The sequence below is a fragment of the Epilithonimonas bovis DSM 19482 genome (genome assembly GCF_900108115.1).
GTDB classification, from domain to species: domain Bacteria; phylum Bacteroidota; class Bacteroidia; order Flavobacteriales; family Weeksellaceae; genus Epilithonimonas; species Epilithonimonas bovis.
The window spans coordinates 1-17035 of sequence record NZ_FTPU01000015.1 but is presented as its reverse complement, the minus strand read 5'-3'; the positions used below and the strand labels follow the sequence as shown (position 1 = coordinate 17035).

Below are 17035 nucleotides of genomic sequence, written 5' to 3'. Positions count from 1 at the left end.
AATTCCTATCTTCGTACAAAGCTTTTTTAAAATGAATAAATCATTATCTTTTCTCTTTCTTCTTTTCTCTTTTTGCTTGATTGATGCTCAGATCGAGGAAAAAAAACTGGACGAACTCATTCAGAACTCCCTAAAAACCTTTGATGTTCCCGGAATGTCCGTTGGCATTGTGAAAGACGGAAAACTGATTTATGCCAAAGGTTTTGGTGTTCGTTCGCTTAATAATAATCAACCAATGGATGCCAGTACTTTAGTCGGCATTGCATCTAATAGCAAAGGATTCACTTGTACTGCTCTCGCAATTTTAGCAGATGAAGGCAAACTCAATTGGGATGATAAAGTGACCAAATATATCCCCGAATTTCAAATGGCTGATCCTTATGTTTCCCAAAATATTACGATTAAGGATTTGATTACGCACAGAGCAGGACTTGGTTTAGGACAAGGCGACCTGATGTTTTTCCCGGAAGGCGGAAATCTTAACGTCAATGATATTGTTCACAACGTAAGGTTCCTTAAACCTGAGAATCCGTTCCGTACAACTCTGGATTATAACAACATCATGTTTATTGTTGCCGGAGAAGTGATCCACAGAGTTTCCGGTTTGCAATGGGCAGATTTTATCGAGCAACGGATTATGAAACCTGTCGGGATGACTGCCAGTTTCGGAAGTTATAAAAGAGCGGTTGCTGCCAATTCACAAAATATGATTGATGCGCATGCGCCTGTTGACGGGAAAGCCATTGCAGTTCCTCACGACTGGAATGAGACCGCCAACGCAGCAGGCGGAATCCTCAGCAATATTAATGATATGACGACTTGGGCGAATTTTCTTCTGAACGGTTTCATAACCAAAGACGGAAAACGGCTGGTTTCTGAGAAAAATGCCCACGAATTGTGGAGCCTTCAGATTCCTGATAAAGTTGCACTGACATCGCCTTATGATACTCATTTTTACGGTTATGGATTGGGCTGGTTTTTAAGTGATGTAAAAGGACATTTGCAAGTTCAGCATAGTGGAGGGTTGATTGGAACCGTAACCCATTTTACATTGATCCCGGATATGAAGCTGGGAATTGTAGTTTTAACCAATCAACAGTCCGGAGCCGCTTTTTCTACGATTACCAATTCGGTAAAAGATGCCTATCTTGGAATTGAAAATCGTGACTGGCTGAAAATATATGGTGACAGAAACAAGAAAAATGAAGACACTTTTGCAAAGCAAAAAAAGGAAGTTTATGATAAAGCTTCAAAATTCAGATCTGAATTGAAAGATGATCAATTCATCGGTTGGTACAAGGATGATTGGTTTGGGATTGTTGAGGTTTCCAAACTGGGCAAAGGTTACAGGATTATCAGCAAATCTTCTCCAAAGCTAAAGGGTGATTTGATCCCTTATTCTGCCAATTCTTTTGTAGCGAAATGGGATGACAGAAGTTATGATGCCGATGCGTTTTTCATTTTGAATTTTGATGAGAACGGAAAAGCACAATCTGCGAGAATGAAACCAATATCAGATGCAACAGATTTCAGCTTTGATTTTGAAGATCTGGATCTAAAGAAGATTAATTATAGAAGACATCATTTAATTACATACTAAATAATATTCTCGCTGATGAGGCAGATTTTTATAGATTTAAATTTCAGCATCTGCGTTATCGGGGTAATCTGCGAGAATTAAATATAATCAGAAATCTTTTTTAACAATCTTGGTTGATATAAAATATGTTATGACTTCTTAATTACACCCTTTCAGAATTTCAAATTCTAAAGAGTTTCCAGGATTAACCAAAAGAATTACAATGGTCAGAAAGATTGGCCATATAATCTTTTTATGATAAAAAATACCTGTTCATTTTTCGGTTGTCAGCCAGTGGCCAATAACTTTACATTTGCAAGAATCATTTATCATTCATCAATTATCTTTTAGAACAATGAATCTTAGTTTTGACCAAATGTATCAGGCTTCTTTTGATAAAAACCCGGACTTCGAAGGTGTTTTTTGGATGGGCGTAAAAACCACAGGTATTTTTTGCCGTCCAACCTGTACCGCCAGAAAACCAAAACCCGAAAATGTTGAGTTTTTTGATAATACAAAATCTGCGATCCTGAAAGGTTACAGGCCTTGTAAAGTTTGTAAACCGCTGGAGAATCCTGATGAAACACCCGCCTCCATTCAGGAATTATTAGATGAATTATCCGAAAACCCAGGTCTGAAATTCAAAGATTATGATTTGGTAAAACGAGGTTTGGAGCCGGTTACGGTAAGGCGCTGGTTTCTGAAACATCACGGGATGACCTTCCACGCATTCCAAAGGATATTTAAGATCAATTCGGCTTTCAAGAAGTTGCAACAAGGCGATAATGTGTTGGATGTGGCTTTGGACAATGGCTACGAAAGCCTGAGCGGTTTCACGGATAGCTTCAAAAATATTTTCGGCGTTTCACCCAAAAACTCAAAATCAGAAAAAATCGTTGACCTCAAAAGAATCGAAACACCGCTGGGGACAATGATTGCCTGCGCCACCGAAAATGGGATCTGTATGCTGGAATTCTCAGACAGAAAAGCCCTGCCGACCGAGCTCAAAGATATTGCAAAACATTTTAACGCGAATATTGTTCAGGGAGACAATCCTCATTTCAAAACTTTGGAGAAAGAGTTGAAGGAATACTTTGAAGGCAAAAGGCTTGATTTTACAGTTCCTCTTGCGCCTGTTGGTACCGATTTCCAGAAAAAAGTTTGGGAAATTCTACGTACGATCCCTTACGGAACCACGAAAAGCTATCAGCAGCAGGCGGATATTCTGGGGAATCCAAAAGCGGTAAGAGCAGTTGCCAATGCCAATGGGCTCAACAAAATTTCCATCATCATCCCTTGTCACAGAGTTATTGGCACCAATGGGACGCTGACAGGTTACGGCGGTGGCATCTGGCGAAAACAGAAACTTTTGGAGCTGGAAAAAGCAATTTTGTTTTGATACAAAATCAATAGGAGTGGGCGATGTCATCCTGAGCTTGTCGAAGGAAGGCTGCTCATTTTTTGTGGAAAATAATAGGCTCTAGCCAAAACATATTTTTAAATTTGAAAAAATTAACCGAAAAATGAATTTTTCCATTCAGCCCATTCTCGAAAATGATGATGCAAAGCTCGTTCCGTTACAAGAAAATGATTTTGAGCAGCTGTTTTCGGTAGCTTCGGATCCCTTGGTTTGGGAACAACATCCGAATAAAGACCGCTACAAGCGCGATGTCTTTGAGCGTTTTTTCGAAGGCGCCTTGGAAAGTGGCGGTGCTTTTAAAATCATCGAAAAAAATACCGGTGAAATTGCCGGCAGTACCAGATTTTATAACTACAATGCCGCTGATAATTCCATTTTCATTGGATATACTTTTTATGCCCGGAAATTCTGGGGCAGCAAGATGAACCCGCAAGTCAAAAAACTGATGCTGGATTATATTTTCCAGTTTGTGGACAAGGTCAATTTCCACGTTGGGAAAGACAATCTCCGCTCTCAAAAAGCCATGGAAAAACTGGGCGCCAAAAAAGTGGATGAAGTCACCGTCGTTTATTACGGCGAACCGGATCGGCTCAATGTGGTTTTCGAAATTCTAAAAACCGATTATAATATTAATTAAACTATTTAGAGATCATAAGATATTTTTATATCACCAAATATTCTTTATTAAAAGGATTTTTGTTTAGTACATGACAAAAAATATTTTATTAACCACAAAAGTCAAAAGACCTAATAATTTCGATCAAACTATTACTACAGAGGAGCGGCATCTTTTTATAGCATTTGTCGGTATAATTGGTATAATTAAGGTTTTATAATTTTAAGGAAGTTAACAAAAGCTAAAATTTTAAAACTTTTTATACTTTGATTGACAGTGATTTAACTTATGTGACTTATGTGGTTTAAAAAATTGTTATGAATAAAGGATTTTTGCTTATTTTTAATTCTCGCAGATTTTTCCGGTTAAGCAGATGTTCAATTAAATCTGCAAAATCCGCTTCATTAGCGAGAATATCATATATCTTAGTATGTAATTAAATGATGACCTGTAAAACTATTAATTGCAATCTACTGAAAAATGCAAGTCTCACCAGCTTACATTACCAATTCCTCAAACAACCTGTCAAAAGTTTTGTCTAAATCCAAACTTGCTCCGGGATGCGGACGTGATGTCTGTATAATAGAGCTTTTTACCGCCGTCAGCCATCGGAAACGTTCCGGGATGTCCAGTTGCGCAATGGAGCCGGACGATCTCTCACCCAGCGCAATTTTCTCAAATGATTCCAAATGTTTCAGGACTTCTCCGAATTCGGTTTTGGACTGCATCAGCCGGAATTTGTCTTCACAAAGATGGATTTTTACCCGGATAAATTTTTCTTTTTTAGAGAACATAATCAAGCCAACGTTGAAGAATTCTTCACGCTCCGGCTTCGGTACCAGGCGGATTACCGCGTACTCATATAACTTTGGCTCTTGCATTTTTGGCTTCGTTTAAAAAGTTATCAGAATGAGTGCGTCGTCTGGTCAGGAACTGGAAATACACCGCTTTGATTTCGTCAGGAGACAGCTCGGTATCGTGCCATTGTAACCAGTCTTCGGGGATCAGTTCTACAATTTCCCTCAGGATGTCATCTGTCAGAATTGCTGTGAATTTTTCATTGGCAGCATCCAGTTCAGAAGCTTGTGGCAATAGCACGTGGTCTTTTATCATAGTAAAAGGGCTTACCGCGTTTTTTTCCCAATTGTCCCAGGAATGATGAAAGTACAATGATGCGCCATTATCTATCAGCCACAGTTCTTTGTGCCACATCAGCATATTGGTATTGCGGAAAGTCCTGTCGATATTGGTGAGATAAGCATCCAGCCAGACAATTTCCGAAGACAATTTCGGATCAATTTTTACCGCTGCCGGATCAAAAGTGATGGCACCGGACAAGTAATGCAGCGCCAAGTTAAGCCCAGAGCTGGCTTTCAGCAAATCCTGGATTTCTTCGTCGCCTTCGCTTCGGCCAAAATCTTCCGACAGGTTGGCAAACACCAGTTCCGGGATGCGGAATCCCAGAACCTGAACGATTTTACCGCCAATCAGTTCAGAGATCAGCGCTTTTACGCCGTGCCCGGCTCCCCGGAATTTCAAAACATACTTAAAATCGTCATCCGCTTCTGCCAACGCCGGCAGAGAGCCGCCTTCGCGCAAAGGCAAGATATATCGGGTAACCGTGACCGTTCTTAGAGATAAGTCCAATTTGTAATTTTTGGTAAAAATAGCAAATTGTAGGATAAGCTAATTAAAATTTACAGTTATCCTGTCTATAATCGGCAAACGCCAATTGGCTGACCATGTGCAGATTGTATCATTTTAAAAGCATTTTGGAGGTAAATTGATATTGATATGCTTACATTTTGTTATTGCAGACACAATTAATTACAGTTTTATAGATGATGTCTGATGAATAATTAAAATTATATTTATGTGTAATGTATTGTTAATCAATAGGGTTTGTTTGTAAAATCATTTGTCCCCCATTTGTCCCCCTTTAATTTTTTTATAATGCATTCATCGTTTTTACTTTTATGATTACAATAAAAAAATATCTATATGAGAAAATTTTACAAAAAAATGACAGTCGTCTTAATTTTGCTTTTTACGAAAGTTTTTTTCGCACAGGCATTTACAGAGAATTTTGACGATATTACGACACTTACAGGTAGTGGCTGGTATCAGCACAATAACAGTACCCCGGCAGGGATTAATCCTGTTTGGTTCCAGGGAAACCCTCCATCCAATGGTGGTCCTTTTACAGCCTATAACGGAGCAGCTAACGCCTATATTGCTTGTAATTTTAACAGTACATCTGGGGGAACGGGAACTATCAGCAACTGGCTTCTGACACCTAACAGGACATTTAGGAATGGCGATGTTATTACGTTCTATACGCGTAAATATGATGTTGGACAAGATTATCCGGATCGTATGGAGGTACGCTTGAGTACGAATGGTGCCAGTACCAATGTAGGTAGTGGTGCAACAGCTACGGGTGATTTTACGACACTTCTTTTAAGTATTAATCCTTCACTCACTGTAGGTGGTTACCCAAGACAATGGACGTTGTACACCATTACAATCTCAGGGCTTCCGGCACCAACATCAGGGCGTATTGCTTTCCGTTACTTTGTAACTGCAGCGGGCCCCATAGGAACTAACTCTGATTATATAGGGCTGGATAATGTAGTTTATACACCTTATGTCTGCTCCGTGATAGCTTTGACACCGGCTAGCAGTGTTTTGACTGATGGTACTGTGGGTACGCCATATTCCGTTACGTTTGGTCAGTCAGGCGGATTGGGTAGTGCTACCTATGCTATCACTTCCGGCAGTTTACCTGCTGGGTTAGCGCTTTCTTCTAACGGCACTCTGTCTGGCACTCCTACCACGGTAGGGAACTACACCTTTACAGTATCTGCAACAGACAGCAGTGGCTGTTCTGGTAGTAGAACATATTCTGTCAAAGTTAGCAACATGTTACAGCTAGTAGGATCTCAGGTAAACATATCGTGCAATGGCAGTTCAACAGGCTCCGCCACAGTAGTTGCCACTGGCGGCACGGCACCTTATTCGTATAGCTGGGATACCACGCCGGTACAGACTGCGTCCACCGCTGTCAATCTTGCCGCAGGTAATTATCAGGTAACGGTAACAGATGCTGCCAATGTGTCCAAAACCTTGTCGTTTAACATTACTGAGGCCAATCCCATCAATGTATCGGTTTCAGGCAATACGACCTGTGCCAATACGGCGGCTACAGTGTCTGCCATAGGTGCAGACGAGTTCCTGTGGTATAACCAGCAGGCAGATGTTAGCCCTTATTTTACAGGGCAGATCTTTACAACGCCTGTTCTGCCGGCCAGTACCACCTATTATACCCAGGGTGTATCGTTGTCTCCGCAGAAGGTTTTACAGACTACCTTTGCTGGGGGTAACCGCCACAGTGGCAATATGTTTAATGTAACTGCTCAGAAGGATTTGGTTATCAATTCATTTGATGTGTCTCCAATGGGTAATACCACTGTAGAGGTCTATTATAAAGAAGGGACATACATCGGTTATGAGAACAACCCCGCAGCCTGGAAAAAATTAGGTAGTGCCAATGTGGTCTATACAGGCAGTCCTGTTAATATCACAGTAGGTAAGCTAACGATACCTGCCGGTAAAACTTATGCGCTGTATGTCACATCCAACCAGGCGGGTGTTTGGCTTAATTATTCTAATGGTTCAGTAGGAGAAGCTTTTTCAGACGATAATATGACCATCACTACAGGTGCCGGACTGGAGTACCCCTTTACTGGTAATTTATATTCGCCCAGAACCTGGAATGGCCGAATTAATTATAAACTAATCGATTGCTTAGGAAGCCGCCAGGCAGTACAGGTAACCGTTAACAGTACGCCGGCTCCTACGGGTATTGCTACGCAAACATTCAACCAGGGTGATCAGTTGAGCGTGCTGAATGTTACCGGTGTCGGTATCAAATGGTATGCATCGGCGTCTGATGCAGAAAATCATATCAATGCACTGCCTGCCACTACAACAATCGTTCATGACGAAATCTACTATGCGACTCAAACTGTGGATGGTTGCGAATCTGTATCATCCCTGGCTGTACATGCTCTTGATCAGACCCTTGCTGCAGGGGATGTCGATAAAACAACAATTTTAACAATCTACCCCAACCCTGTCCATGATATTCTGAAGATCAGCAGCGGAACTAAGATCAATAAAGTTGTTATTACAGATTACTCTGGAAGAAATGTCCTGGAACGTATCACGAAGGGTAATATCCGGGAGAATATTGATGTCCGTCAATTATCTCAAGGTAATTACATTATCCAGATATTTACAGACCAAGAGGTGAAGGCTCTTAAATTTATTAAAAACTAAAACTTCTCTATATCCAATCAAAAACCTGTTCTTATGAGCAGGTTTTATTGTTTTATGACGATTGGTTGCTTTGGGGAAATATCAATTTTGACCTCATTGGAAGATAGGTTATTAATGAGAAGGTCATCATTTAATTACATACCGAGAAATAAAATGTTCCAGCTGTTGAGGCCCATTTTACCGATTAAAATTTTGGCATCTGCCTAATCGCAATAATCTGCGAGAATTAAAAATATTGACTTATTCCTTTTACTAATAAGGGCTTCGACAGGCTCAGCCTGACAATTCTAAAATATTGCGGTTAGTATTCGGAATGTCACCCTGAGTTTAGCCTGTAGTGAGCCTGACGAACTATCGAAGGGCTTTTGTTGGAATAACTTCTATTAATTATTGTTCTTTAATATTAATTAAAAGGATAGGTCAATAAAAATAATCAGAAATCCCTAGAATAAAGAATATTGGGTGAGATGAAAATAGGCTATAGGCTCAAAAATTTAATTTTAACTATTCTGTTTAGCTGTGTTATAAAAAGTTTGTTTAATTGTAATTATTTGTTAATCATTATTTTAATTAATATTGTTTAATTGGAAGTGCCGCTTATTGTCCTGTTTTTGGCTTTTTTTAGCCCTCAACAGCGCATTATTGGTGCTTTCATAAAATTGTGGAAAACTTTTGCCCCTAATTCCCCCTGTAAAGGGCTTCTAATACTGTATAGGGCTGGTAATTATGCTTTTATTTAATTAAATTTGTATTAATCCGTTCCAAAAGAAAACAATGCCAATGGCGGTAAACGGATTTTTTAATATAAAGCACAAGATGACAATGGGAAATCATAATGGCAAGAGGCCAACCTATCGCAAGCCTAATTTTGAGAAGCAAGACCAAAGCCCGGGACTGGTAAAAAAGTATTATGACAATGCCGATATGATGCAGCTCTTTAATGTAAGCGGCAGAACTCTCCAGCGCTGGCGCGACAAGGGTATTGTACCGTATAAAAGACTTGGTGGTAAGATCTACTACCTCTCGCAAAAAGTAGATGAGCTGATGGAGGGCAATGACGGACAGGATGAGTCCTATTTGGGATAATAAGGGTAGGCACTAAAAAACCGCAGAAGATAACTTTTCTACGGTTTTTTAATGTCAAAAAGGTGGTGCTACAGCACAGCCACCGTGCCAAGGTACAACGAGTTGCACGCCTTGTTCTGAGCAGCATTCTGGAAAAAAGCGTACACATGTACCGTTTTGCCGCTCCAGTTGTCAGGCAATGCCAGGGTGGCTTGGGTCGCATCCCGCTGTTCTGGCCCTTCCTGAACATTGAAGACGCCACTCTCTTCTTCGAACACGGCAGTGCAGAAAATGTCCGTCGATTGTGCCAGCATCTGATTGCTGTTGTCCTCCCAATCAAAAACCAATGTCTGGTTGCTGCCGGCCACCACCGTTAGGTTTTGGAAGCCTGTAAGGTCACCTTTGGTAATGATGACCTTGTTCATCATTAGAACCGCCTCCCCATTTTGCTCAGCAACCACTTCCTTTAGCAGATAGCCAGCTGCCAGGTTGACCCGCGACCTTACCCCGGACCGCTCTCCGTAGAGGCGGCTCTGCATAGAGCGCAGGGCATTCTGAAATTTAATAGCCAGGGCAAACTTCTGCCTTTGCAGCAACTGTAGCGGTGTGGGGTTGCTGCCCGAAGATTTTGGACGGCTTCTCATCACATCCATACCTCGCCAGTTGGCGCCCACTACCGTGCCTACGGTTCCGCTGAATCCCCCGAGGATCCCTTTTTTAATTGTTCCCATTGTTTACTTTTTAAGGATTAATAAAACAAAAGTAATGGGGAAAACTTACAATTGCAAGATATTGATTAGCAGTGTCGTAAGCTTTCTTTAGCTGTCGTTAAGTTTCATTTTATGACCGTATTTTGCGCTTCCCGTCAGTCTTTTTCATCAGATGGTAGCGTTTGTCTCTGGTTGTCGGTGTATAAGCATTTTAGGCTCTCCTTGTCACAGAAAAGCGTTGATCTTCGGGCTTTGTCTTTGTTGGTCTCCAGTTGTCGGGCATTGTCTCTCCGTTTCCTCTGTTGGCTGTTGGCTGCCGCCTGTGTCGCCCTTTGTCCTGGGATGTCTTCTGATGTCTTTGGCTGTCGCATCCTGTCTTTGTTTGGCACTGCAAAAAGCCGTTTTGTTGCAGACTCGTTCGGGACTTGTTGCGAAGTGTTCCCGAAATTGGGCGATTTTGGGAAGGAGTCTGCAAGGAGGGTGCAGGGAGGGCAGAAGAAAATTTTGCAGCTTATTAAGAAAAAGAGGCGTTTTCTCAATATCTGCCCTTTAGAGTAATAAATATTTTCAAAAAATCAGTTTACTTGTGTAGGGCTTACTTTGTATATTTACAGATTAATTATATTTATTAAAAAAAAGCGTAGATGCCCAACTTCGAACAGACGTTCAAAAATATTGACGACCTTTTATACAAAGATTCAGGAGCCGATTCTGAAATTGATTATATCGAACAGACCTCCTGGGTTTTGTTTCTCAAATATTTAGACAGTTTTGACCAAAACCGGGCAGACGAAGCGTTTTTGGAAGGGAGAGGTTATACACCAATCTTAGACGAGAATTACCGTTGGCAAAAATGGGCTGCTCCCAAAAATGAAAAAGGAGAACAGGATATTCATAAAGTAAAGACGGGGCCTGACTTGGTGAAATTTGTCGAGTTTGAACTGTTTCCGTATCTCGCAGGTTTCAAGGAAAAACACATCGACAATCCCAAAACCATCGAATACAAAATCGGGGAAATATTCTCTGAACTGTCCAACAAAATAAAATCGGGCTACAACCTTCGGGAGATTTTGGATTATATCGATGAGTTGCCTCTGGGAAGCAGCAAAGACAAGCACGAACTGAGCCACCTGTACGAAACCAAAATCAAGAATATGGGCAATGCGGGGCGCAATGGCGGACAATACTACACACCGCGCCCGCTCATCCGGGCGATGATAAAAGTGACCGATCCCAAAATGGGTGAAACCATCTATGATGCCGCCTGCGGCAGTGCAGGATTTTTGTGCGAAGCCTACGATTATCTGTATGAGCGTATGGATAAAACCACCGCTAATCTTAAAAAATTACAGGAGCAAACCCTGTACGGCAAAGAAAAGAAAAACCTGGCCTACATCATCGGGACGATGAATATGATTCTGCACGGCATAGAAGCACCCAATATTGTGCACACCAACACGCTGGGCGAGAGCATAAGAACAATCCAGGAGAAAGACCGGTACAATGTCATCCTTGCCAATCCGCCATTTGGTGGGAAAGAACGCAGCGAAGTGCAGCAGAATTTTGACATCAAGACCGGCGAGACGGCGTTTCTGTTTATGCAGCATTTTATCAAATCTCTGAAAGCAGGCGGAAGAGCGGCCATCGTCATCAAAAATACCTTTCTCAGCAATACCGACAATGCTTCTGTAGCGCTGCGCCAATATCTGTTGGAAAGTTGTAATCTGCACACAGTGTTGGATATGCCACAAGGCACTTTTTTGGGAGCCGGTGTCAAAACCGTGGTGCTGTTTTTTACCAAAGGCGAACCCACCAAAAACATCTGGTATTACCAGTTGGAGGCAGGCAGAAGTCTGGGCAAAACCAATCCGCTGAATGACAAAGATTTGGAAGAATTTGTGACCTTACAAAAAACCAAGCCCGAAACCGAAAAATCCTGGAATGTCATCCTGAACGAAAGTGAAGGATCTCAGTATGATCTCTCTGTAAAAAACCCGAACAAACCGGAAGAAGCACCATTGCGTGAACCGGTTTTAATTTTAGACGAAATGCAGGAACTGGACACTGAAACCGCCGATCTGTTACAATCTTTAAATGAATTGGTGGGATGAGTTGGAAAGTTGAAGAATTAGGGGAAGTTTGTCAGATTATTAATGGAAGAAACCAAAAATATGTAATTTCTGAAAATGGCTCATATCCAATCTTTGGTAGTGGAGGAAATGTAATGGGATATGCAACAAAATTTTTATGCGAGGAAAATACTGTTATTATTGGAAGGAAAGGTAATATATCGAATCCAATATTGATAAAACAAAAATTTTGGAATGTTGATACGGCTTTTGGAATTTATCCTTTTATCGAAAAAATGTTACCTCTTTTCAATTATTACCAATGTTTAAATATTGATTTTGCATCTTACAATAAGGGAACTACAATTCCTAGTTTAGTAAAAAGTGATCTTCTAAAAATTCAGATTTCTTATCCGAAATCACTTTCCGAGCAACAGGCGATTGTAGAAAAATTGGATGCGGCATTTGCGCTCATTGATCATGCGAAAGCCAACATCGAAAAAAATATCCAAAACGCCAAAGAACTCTTTCAGTCCAAACTCAACCAAATCTTCTCCCAAAAAGGCGAGGGTTGGGAAGAGAAAAAAATTAATGATGTTTCGATGTTTAAAAGTGGAACTACCTTAAGTCCTCAAATTGAAAAAAAACAAGGAGAAATTGCTTATCTTAAAGTAGCGGATATGAATTTAGCTGAAAACTTGAAAGGAATTGTAAATACTTCATCAAGGTATGTAAACAAGGTAAACATTAATACGAAAAATATAATTCCTCGAGGAAGTATCATCTTTCCAAAAAGAGGTGGAGCGATTTTAACTGATAAAAAGAGATTTACAAATATTGATATAGTTGTTGATTTAAATATAATGGCTGCAATACCAATCAAGACATTAATTGATAAAAGATTGCTGTTTTATTTCTTCTTAAGTTTTAAACTAAGTGATATCGCAAATGGCACAACAATCTTACAAATAAACAACTACAGTTTTGATGAAGTAAGAATTAACATCCCAAAATCTTTAGAAACCCAACAAGAAATTGTATCACAATTGGATGCGCTTTCAGAACAAACCAAACAATTAGAAGCAAAATACAAAACCAAACTGGGTAATCTGGAAGAACTGCGCAAAAGCATTTTGGAGAAAGCGTTTAAAGGAGAATTGGTGCAGATGTCAGAATCACAGATTTCTACGGATTAAGGGATTTCACGGATTGATGTTGTCTGAATCACACATTTTAACGGATTAGGGGATTTCACGGATTTTTTATTTTATCTTTAAATCTGTGTAATTTGTGTAATCAAATTTAATCCGTGATTCAGAAGAAAATAGGTGTAATCCAAATAATCCGTGATTCAGAAGAAAATAGGTGTAATCCAAATAATCCGTGATTCAGAAAAAGAAACAAATATGACTGAACTAAAGTACAAAGACATAACAGAAAAGATTATCGGTGCTTCCTTTGAAGTGCACAAATTTCTGGGCAATGGTTTCCAGGAAGTAATTTATCAGCGTGCTTTAGGTTATGAATTGTACAAAGCAGGTCTTGAATATGCACGGGAAATTAATCAGGAAATTTACTATAAAGACTTACCAGAACCTATTGGCACCAGAAGAGCCGATTTTATTGTAGAAGGAAAAGTGCTGGTAGAAATTAAAGCGATTACACAGTTAGACGATGTGCACTTGGCACAAATATTAAATTATTTGAAAGCGTATAAATTTGAAGTGGGGTTGCTGATCAATTTTGGTAGCAAAAGTCTCACTTTTAAGCGAGTTGTTTTATAAAAAAATCATAGTTCAGACCATTGAGAAACGAATCCGAAACCAGAGCCGAGTTAATCGATCCGCACCTGCAAACGCAAGGTTGGGCGGTGGTTCCCAATTCCAGAGTGCGAAGAGAATATCCCATTACCAAAGGCAGATTAATTGGTAACGGAAAACGGGCAATGCCTGATAAAGCCGATTATATCCTGCAGATGAACAACCGCAATCTGGCAGTAATCGAAGCCAAGGCAGAATCGCTGTATTATACCGCCGGTTTGGGACAGGCCAAAGATTATGCAGCCCGACTCAACCTGAGATATGCCATTGCAACCAATGGTGTTTTGTATTATTTAGCAGATTTGCAGGGCAAAGAGGGCGACATCAGCGTGGTGCCAACGCCGGAAGAACTTTGGGACTTGATCTTTCAGAAAGAAGAAATTTCGCAGCCGCTAAGTTTCAATTGGGAGCAGCGCTTTTATGATATTCCGTTTGAAACCAAAAGCGGAACCTGGGAACTGCGCTATTATCAGCAAAACGCCATCAATAAAGTGATGGAAGCGGTGGCGAAAGATCAGAAACGCATTCTGCTGACCCTGGCTACAGGAACGGGAAAAACCGCCATTGCCTTCCAGATTGCCTGGAAGCTGTTTAATGCCAAATGGAATATCAATAAAGATTCCAAAAGAAGTCCGCGCATCCTTTTCCTTGCCGACCGCAATATTCTGGCAGATCAGGCATTCAATTCCTTCGGTGCTTTTGAAGAAGATGCATTGGTGCGCATTTCGCCAAAAGAAATTAATAAAAAAGGCAGAGTCCCGAAGAATGGCAGTATTTTCTTTACCATTTTCCAGACCTTTATGTCGGGTAATTATGGTGAATCCGACCAGGAAATTGAAGAAAAAGCTGAAAATGAAATAGAGCAGGATTTGCTGCACAAACAGCTAAAAGTAGCAGAAGGAAAAGAAAATTACCAGGTACAGCCCAAGACCAACTTTGGGCAGTATCCGCCCGATTTTTTCGATTTTATTATCATTGACGAATGTCACCGAGGTGGTGCGAATGATGAGAGCAACTGGAGAGCTATTTTGGATTATTTTTCTCCTGCCACACAATTGGGCCTCACAGCCACACCAAGACGCGTCATCAATGGTGATACGTATAAATATTTTGGTGATCCTGTGTATATTTATTCATTAAAAGATGGGATCAATGATGGGTTTTTAACACCTTTCAGGGTAAAACAGATTACCACTACTTTGGATGAATACACTTACACTTCAGAAGATCAGTTAATAGAAGGGGAAATAGAAGACGGTCGGGAATTCAAGGAAAGTGATTTCAACAGAATTATCAGAATCAAACAACGGGAAGAATTTCGGGTAAAAGAGTTTCTCAGTATGATTGACCAAAGCCAGAAAACCTTGGTCTTCTGTGCCACACAGCAACACGCACTGCTGGTTCGGGATCTGATCAATCAGTTTTCCGAGTCCACCAATCTGGGTTATTGCCAGAGAGTAACGGCAGAAGATGGCGAAATGGGCGAGAAATACCTGAGAGATTTTCAGGACAATGAAAAGAACATCCCCACCATTCTTACCACTTCACAGAAACTGAGCACCGGAGTCGATGCACCGGAAATCCGGAATATTGTCCTGATGCGCCCCGTGAATTCGATGATTGAATTTAAACAGATTGTAGGCAGGGGAACCAGATTATATGATAACAAAGATTATTTCACCATCTATGATTTTGTAAAGGCTTACAAGCATTTTAACGATCCGGATTGGGACGGAGAACCTATTGATCCCGTTGTTGTTACGCCGCCAACACCGAAAGAACCTTGTAAGATTTGTGGGAAATCGCCTTGCATCTGTGAAACGCCGCCAAAAGAACCTTGTGAAGTCTGTGGTTATGTGGATTGCAGGTGTGACAAACAAAATAAAATCATTGAAGTAAAACTTTCGGACGGCAATGTGCGGAAACTCCAGACAATGACTACCACTACGTTTTGGAGTTCGGAAGGAAAACCCATTACCGCTCAGCAGTTTTTAGAAACCCTTTTTGGAAAGCTCCCGGAATTTTTCACCAGTGAGGAAGATCTGAAAAAACAATGGTCGGTTCCGGTTACGAGAAGAAGTCTGCTACAAAAATTGGCTGAAACCGGCTTTACCAAAGATCAGTTATGGGAATTTCAAAAGGTATTGGATGCCGAAGAAAGTGATATTTATGATGTTCTTTCCTATGTTGCCTACAATTCGGAAATAAAAAACAGAAGCCAAAGGGCGGTGCAGGCGCAGGATCACCTGGCAAATTTATCTGACGAACACCGTCAGTTTTTAGATTTTGTGTTACTGCAATATATTACCAATGGCGTAGAGGAACTGGATGATCAAAAATTATCTGCATTTCTTCAGTTAAAATACCACAGCATTCAAGATGCTAAAGATAAATTAGGTGATATTGCAGTCATCAGGAATAATTTTATTGAATTTCAGCGCTACCTTTACAATTAGTGCAATGGATAAAGCAGCATTTTTTTCCAAAACCCCCATTGAGCAAAAAGCAGAAGAGATCTTTTCTACTTTAGAAACACTTTTGGATTTGGTTCCGGAAGACAACGAACACCTTCTGATGCTGAAGGAGCAGATGTTGGGCGATGCGATGCTGATTCTGGTAAAACTGGCGGGTGCAAACGCTGTGAAACTGTATGACATCAAAATGGAGAATGCCACTTTGATCCGGAAGGCAGCCCGGGATCTGATGGTTTCGCACCACAGTTTGAAAATGTTCGGTTTTGAGGAGGCAGAGTATTATCATCTGGTTCGCAGGCAAATTGAGGAATTAAGGTTGCTGTTTATTGATTGGGTGGCAGGTTTTAATCCAAAACATTTTATCACAGACCATTGGGGATTGTTCAATCCACCGGGGATTGCACCCGATTATGAACAGAGAAGCGACGAACTCAATTTTTTGGATGAGGAGGAATAGGGTCAGTTAATTGTGAATTACAATTTTGAGGTCATAGTTAAATGACATATTTGAAAAATAAAACCTCTCGCTGATGAGGCAGATTTTACAGATTTAAATTTGAGTATCTGCGCAATCCGGATAATCTGCGAGAATTAAAAATAATCAGAAATCCTTTTATGATAAAGGCTTCCCTTCGATAAACTCAGGATAAACTACGCCTCAGCCTGACAATGTAGACATTTAATGATATACTGAGAAATATAATATTCTTGCTGATGAGGCAGATTTTACAGATTTTAAATTGAGCATTTGCGTTATCAGATAAATCTGTGAGGTCATCATTTAATGATATCCTAAGAAATAAGTTATTCTCGCTAATGAGGCAGATTTTGTAGATAAATTGAGCATCTGCATAATCCGAATAATCTGCGAGAATTGGAAATAATCAGAAATCCTTTTATGATAAAGGCTTCCCTTCGATAAACTCAGGATAAACTACGCC

The 17035-nt window shown here is 40.5% G+C and carries 14 protein-coding genes and 1 pseudogene; 11 read left to right on the top strand and 4 right to left on the bottom strand.

Going from position 1 to position 17035, the window contains the following annotated elements; translation table 11 throughout:
* Window positions 1–31 precede the first annotated feature (31 nt).
* The 4 genes and pseudogenes from B0B05_RS08075 to B0B05_RS08065 all read left to right on the top strand — a co-directional run bounded on the left by B0B05_RS08075 (window position 32) and on the right by B0B05_RS08065 (window position 3636).
* Window positions 32–1600 carry a serine hydrolase gene (locus B0B05_RS08075; RefSeq protein ID WP_076783155.1) on the top strand — a complete coding sequence of 523 codons (1569 nt, stop codon included), beginning with the start codon at window positions 32–34 and terminating at the stop codon, window positions 1598–1600.
* Between the two features lie 334 nt (window positions 1601–1934).
* A pseudogene (locus B0B05_RS17195) lies at window positions 1935–2441 on the top strand (bifunctional transcriptional activator/DNA repair enzyme AdaA); the annotation flags it as partial.
* 30 nt (window positions 2442–2471) lie between these two features.
* Window positions 2472–2978 carry a methylated-DNA--[protein]-cysteine S-methyltransferase gene (locus B0B05_RS17190; protein ID WP_245799263.1) on the top strand — a complete coding sequence of 169 codons (507 nt, stop codon included), beginning with the start codon at window positions 2472–2474 and terminating at the stop codon, window positions 2976–2978.
* Between the two features lie 124 nt (window positions 2979–3102).
* Window positions 3103–3636 carry a GNAT family N-acetyltransferase gene (locus B0B05_RS08065; protein WP_076783153.1) on the top strand — a complete coding sequence of 178 codons (534 nt, stop codon included), beginning with the start codon at window positions 3103–3105 and terminating at the stop codon, window positions 3634–3636.
* Window positions 3637–4112: 476 nt separating this feature from the next.
* Here the strand turns inward: B0B05_RS08065 and B0B05_RS08060 are convergent, their stop codons facing one another.
* Window positions 4113–4496 (bottom strand): DUF3037 domain-containing protein, encoded by a 384-nt coding sequence (locus B0B05_RS08060; RefSeq protein ID WP_076783152.1) that lies wholly within the window; start codon window positions 4494–4496, stop codon window positions 4113–4115.
* A complete protein-coding gene (locus B0B05_RS08055; RefSeq protein WP_076783151.1) occupies window positions 4474–5262 on the bottom strand; it encodes a HipA family kinase in 789 nt (262 codons plus the stop codon). Before B0B05_RS08055 ends, B0B05_RS08060 begins: the two co-directional genes overlap by 23 nt.
* Before the next feature lie 375 nt (window positions 5263–5637).
* On the opposite strand from B0B05_RS08055, the gene B0B05_RS08050 reads away from it, so the two are divergent.
* Together B0B05_RS08050 and B0B05_RS08045 are read left to right on the top strand one after the other, a co-directional pair.
* Window positions 5638–7956 (top strand): T9SS-dependent choice-of-anchor J family protein, encoded by a 2319-nt coding sequence (locus tag B0B05_RS08050; RefSeq protein ID WP_159435860.1) that lies wholly within the window; start codon window positions 5638–5640, stop codon window positions 7954–7956.
* A gap of 780 nt (window positions 7957–8736) precedes the next feature.
* Window positions 8737–9042 carry a helix-turn-helix domain-containing protein gene (locus tag B0B05_RS08045; protein WP_159435858.1) on the top strand — a complete coding sequence of 102 codons (306 nt, stop codon included), beginning with the start codon at window positions 8737–8739 and terminating at the stop codon, window positions 9040–9042.
* 68 nt (window positions 9043–9110) lie between these two features.
* Here the strand turns inward: B0B05_RS08045 and B0B05_RS08040 are convergent, their stop codons facing one another.
* A complete protein-coding gene (locus tag B0B05_RS08040) occupies window positions 9111–9752 on the bottom strand; it encodes a DUF6266 family protein (protein ID WP_076783148.1) in 642 nt (213 codons plus the stop codon).
* A 134-nt stretch (window positions 9753–9886) separates the two neighbouring features.
* The gene (locus B0B05_RS08035) at window positions 9887–10102 is read right to left on the bottom strand and encodes a hypothetical protein (protein WP_076783147.1); all 216 of its coding nucleotides are present in this window, start codon (window positions 10100–10102) and stop codon (window positions 9887–9889) included.
* A 273-nt stretch (window positions 10103–10375) separates the two neighbouring features.
* Between B0B05_RS08035 and B0B05_RS08025 the strand changes: the two genes are divergently transcribed.
* From B0B05_RS08025 to B0B05_RS08005, 5 genes are all read left to right on the top strand, one after another.
* Complete coding sequence (locus tag B0B05_RS08025) at window positions 10376–11842, top strand: class I SAM-dependent DNA methyltransferase (protein ID WP_076783145.1); 1467 nt, start codon at window positions 10376–10378, stop codon at window positions 11840–11842.
* Window positions 11839–12996 (top strand): restriction endonuclease subunit S, encoded by a 1158-nt coding sequence (locus tag B0B05_RS08020; RefSeq protein ID WP_076783144.1) that lies wholly within the window; start codon window positions 11839–11841, stop codon window positions 12994–12996. Before B0B05_RS08025 ends, B0B05_RS08020 begins: the two co-directional genes overlap by 4 nt.
* Before the next feature lie 210 nt (window positions 12997–13206).
* Window positions 13207–13584, top strand: a complete 378-nt coding sequence (locus tag B0B05_RS08015; protein ID WP_076783212.1) for a GxxExxY protein — start codon at window positions 13207–13209, stop codon at window positions 13582–13584.
* A 20-nt stretch (window positions 13585–13604) separates the two neighbouring features.
* Window positions 13605–16076, top strand: a complete 2472-nt coding sequence (hsdR, locus tag B0B05_RS08010; protein ID WP_076783143.1) for an EcoAI/FtnUII family type I restriction enzme subunit R — start codon at window positions 13605–13607, stop codon at window positions 16074–16076.
* Between the two features lie 4 nt (window positions 16077–16080).
* On the top strand, window positions 16081–16551 hold the full coding sequence (locus B0B05_RS08005) for a hypothetical protein (RefSeq protein WP_076783142.1): 471 nt from the start codon (window positions 16081–16083) through the stop codon (window positions 16549–16551).
* The last annotated feature ends 484 nt before the right edge of the window (window positions 16552–17035 follow it).

Excerpts from the sequence above, each read along its gene's own strand:
- B0B05_RS08075 (WP_076783155.1), top strand. The coding sequence starts at position 32 with ATGAATAAATCATTATCTTTTCTCTTTCTTCTTTTCTCTTTTTGCTTG.
- B0B05_RS08065 (WP_076783153.1), top strand. The coding sequence starts at position 3,103 with ATGAATTTTTCCATTCAGCCCATTCTCGAAAATGATGATGCAAAGCTC.
- B0B05_RS08060 (WP_076783152.1), bottom strand. The coding sequence starts at position 4,496 with ATGCAAGAGCCAAAGTTATATGAGTACGCGGTAATCCGCCTGGTACCG.
- B0B05_RS08050 (WP_159435860.1), top strand. The coding sequence starts at position 5,638 with ATGACAGTCGTCTTAATTTTGCTTTTTACGAAAGTTTTTTTCGCACAG.
- B0B05_RS08045 (WP_159435858.1), top strand. The coding sequence starts at position 8,737 with ATGGCGGTAAACGGATTTTTTAATATAAAGCACAAGATGACAATGGGA.
- B0B05_RS08040 (WP_076783148.1), bottom strand. The coding sequence starts at position 9,752 with ATGGGAACAATTAAAAAAGGGATCCTCGGGGGATTCAGCGGAACCGTA.
- B0B05_RS08035 (WP_076783147.1), bottom strand. The coding sequence starts at position 10,102 with ATGCGACAGCCAAAGACATCAGAAGACATCCCAGGACAAAGGGCGACA.
- B0B05_RS08025 (WP_076783145.1), top strand. The coding sequence starts at position 10,376 with ATGCCCAACTTCGAACAGACGTTCAAAAATATTGACGACCTTTTATAC.
- B0B05_RS08020 (WP_076783144.1), top strand. The coding sequence starts at position 11,839 with ATGAGTTGGAAAGTTGAAGAATTAGGGGAAGTTTGTCAGATTATTAAT.
- B0B05_RS08015 (WP_076783212.1), top strand. The coding sequence starts at position 13,207 with ATGACTGAACTAAAGTACAAAGACATAACAGAAAAGATTATCGGTGCT.
- B0B05_RS08005 (WP_076783142.1), top strand. The coding sequence starts at position 16,081 with ATGGATAAAGCAGCATTTTTTTCCAAAACCCCCATTGAGCAAAAAGCA.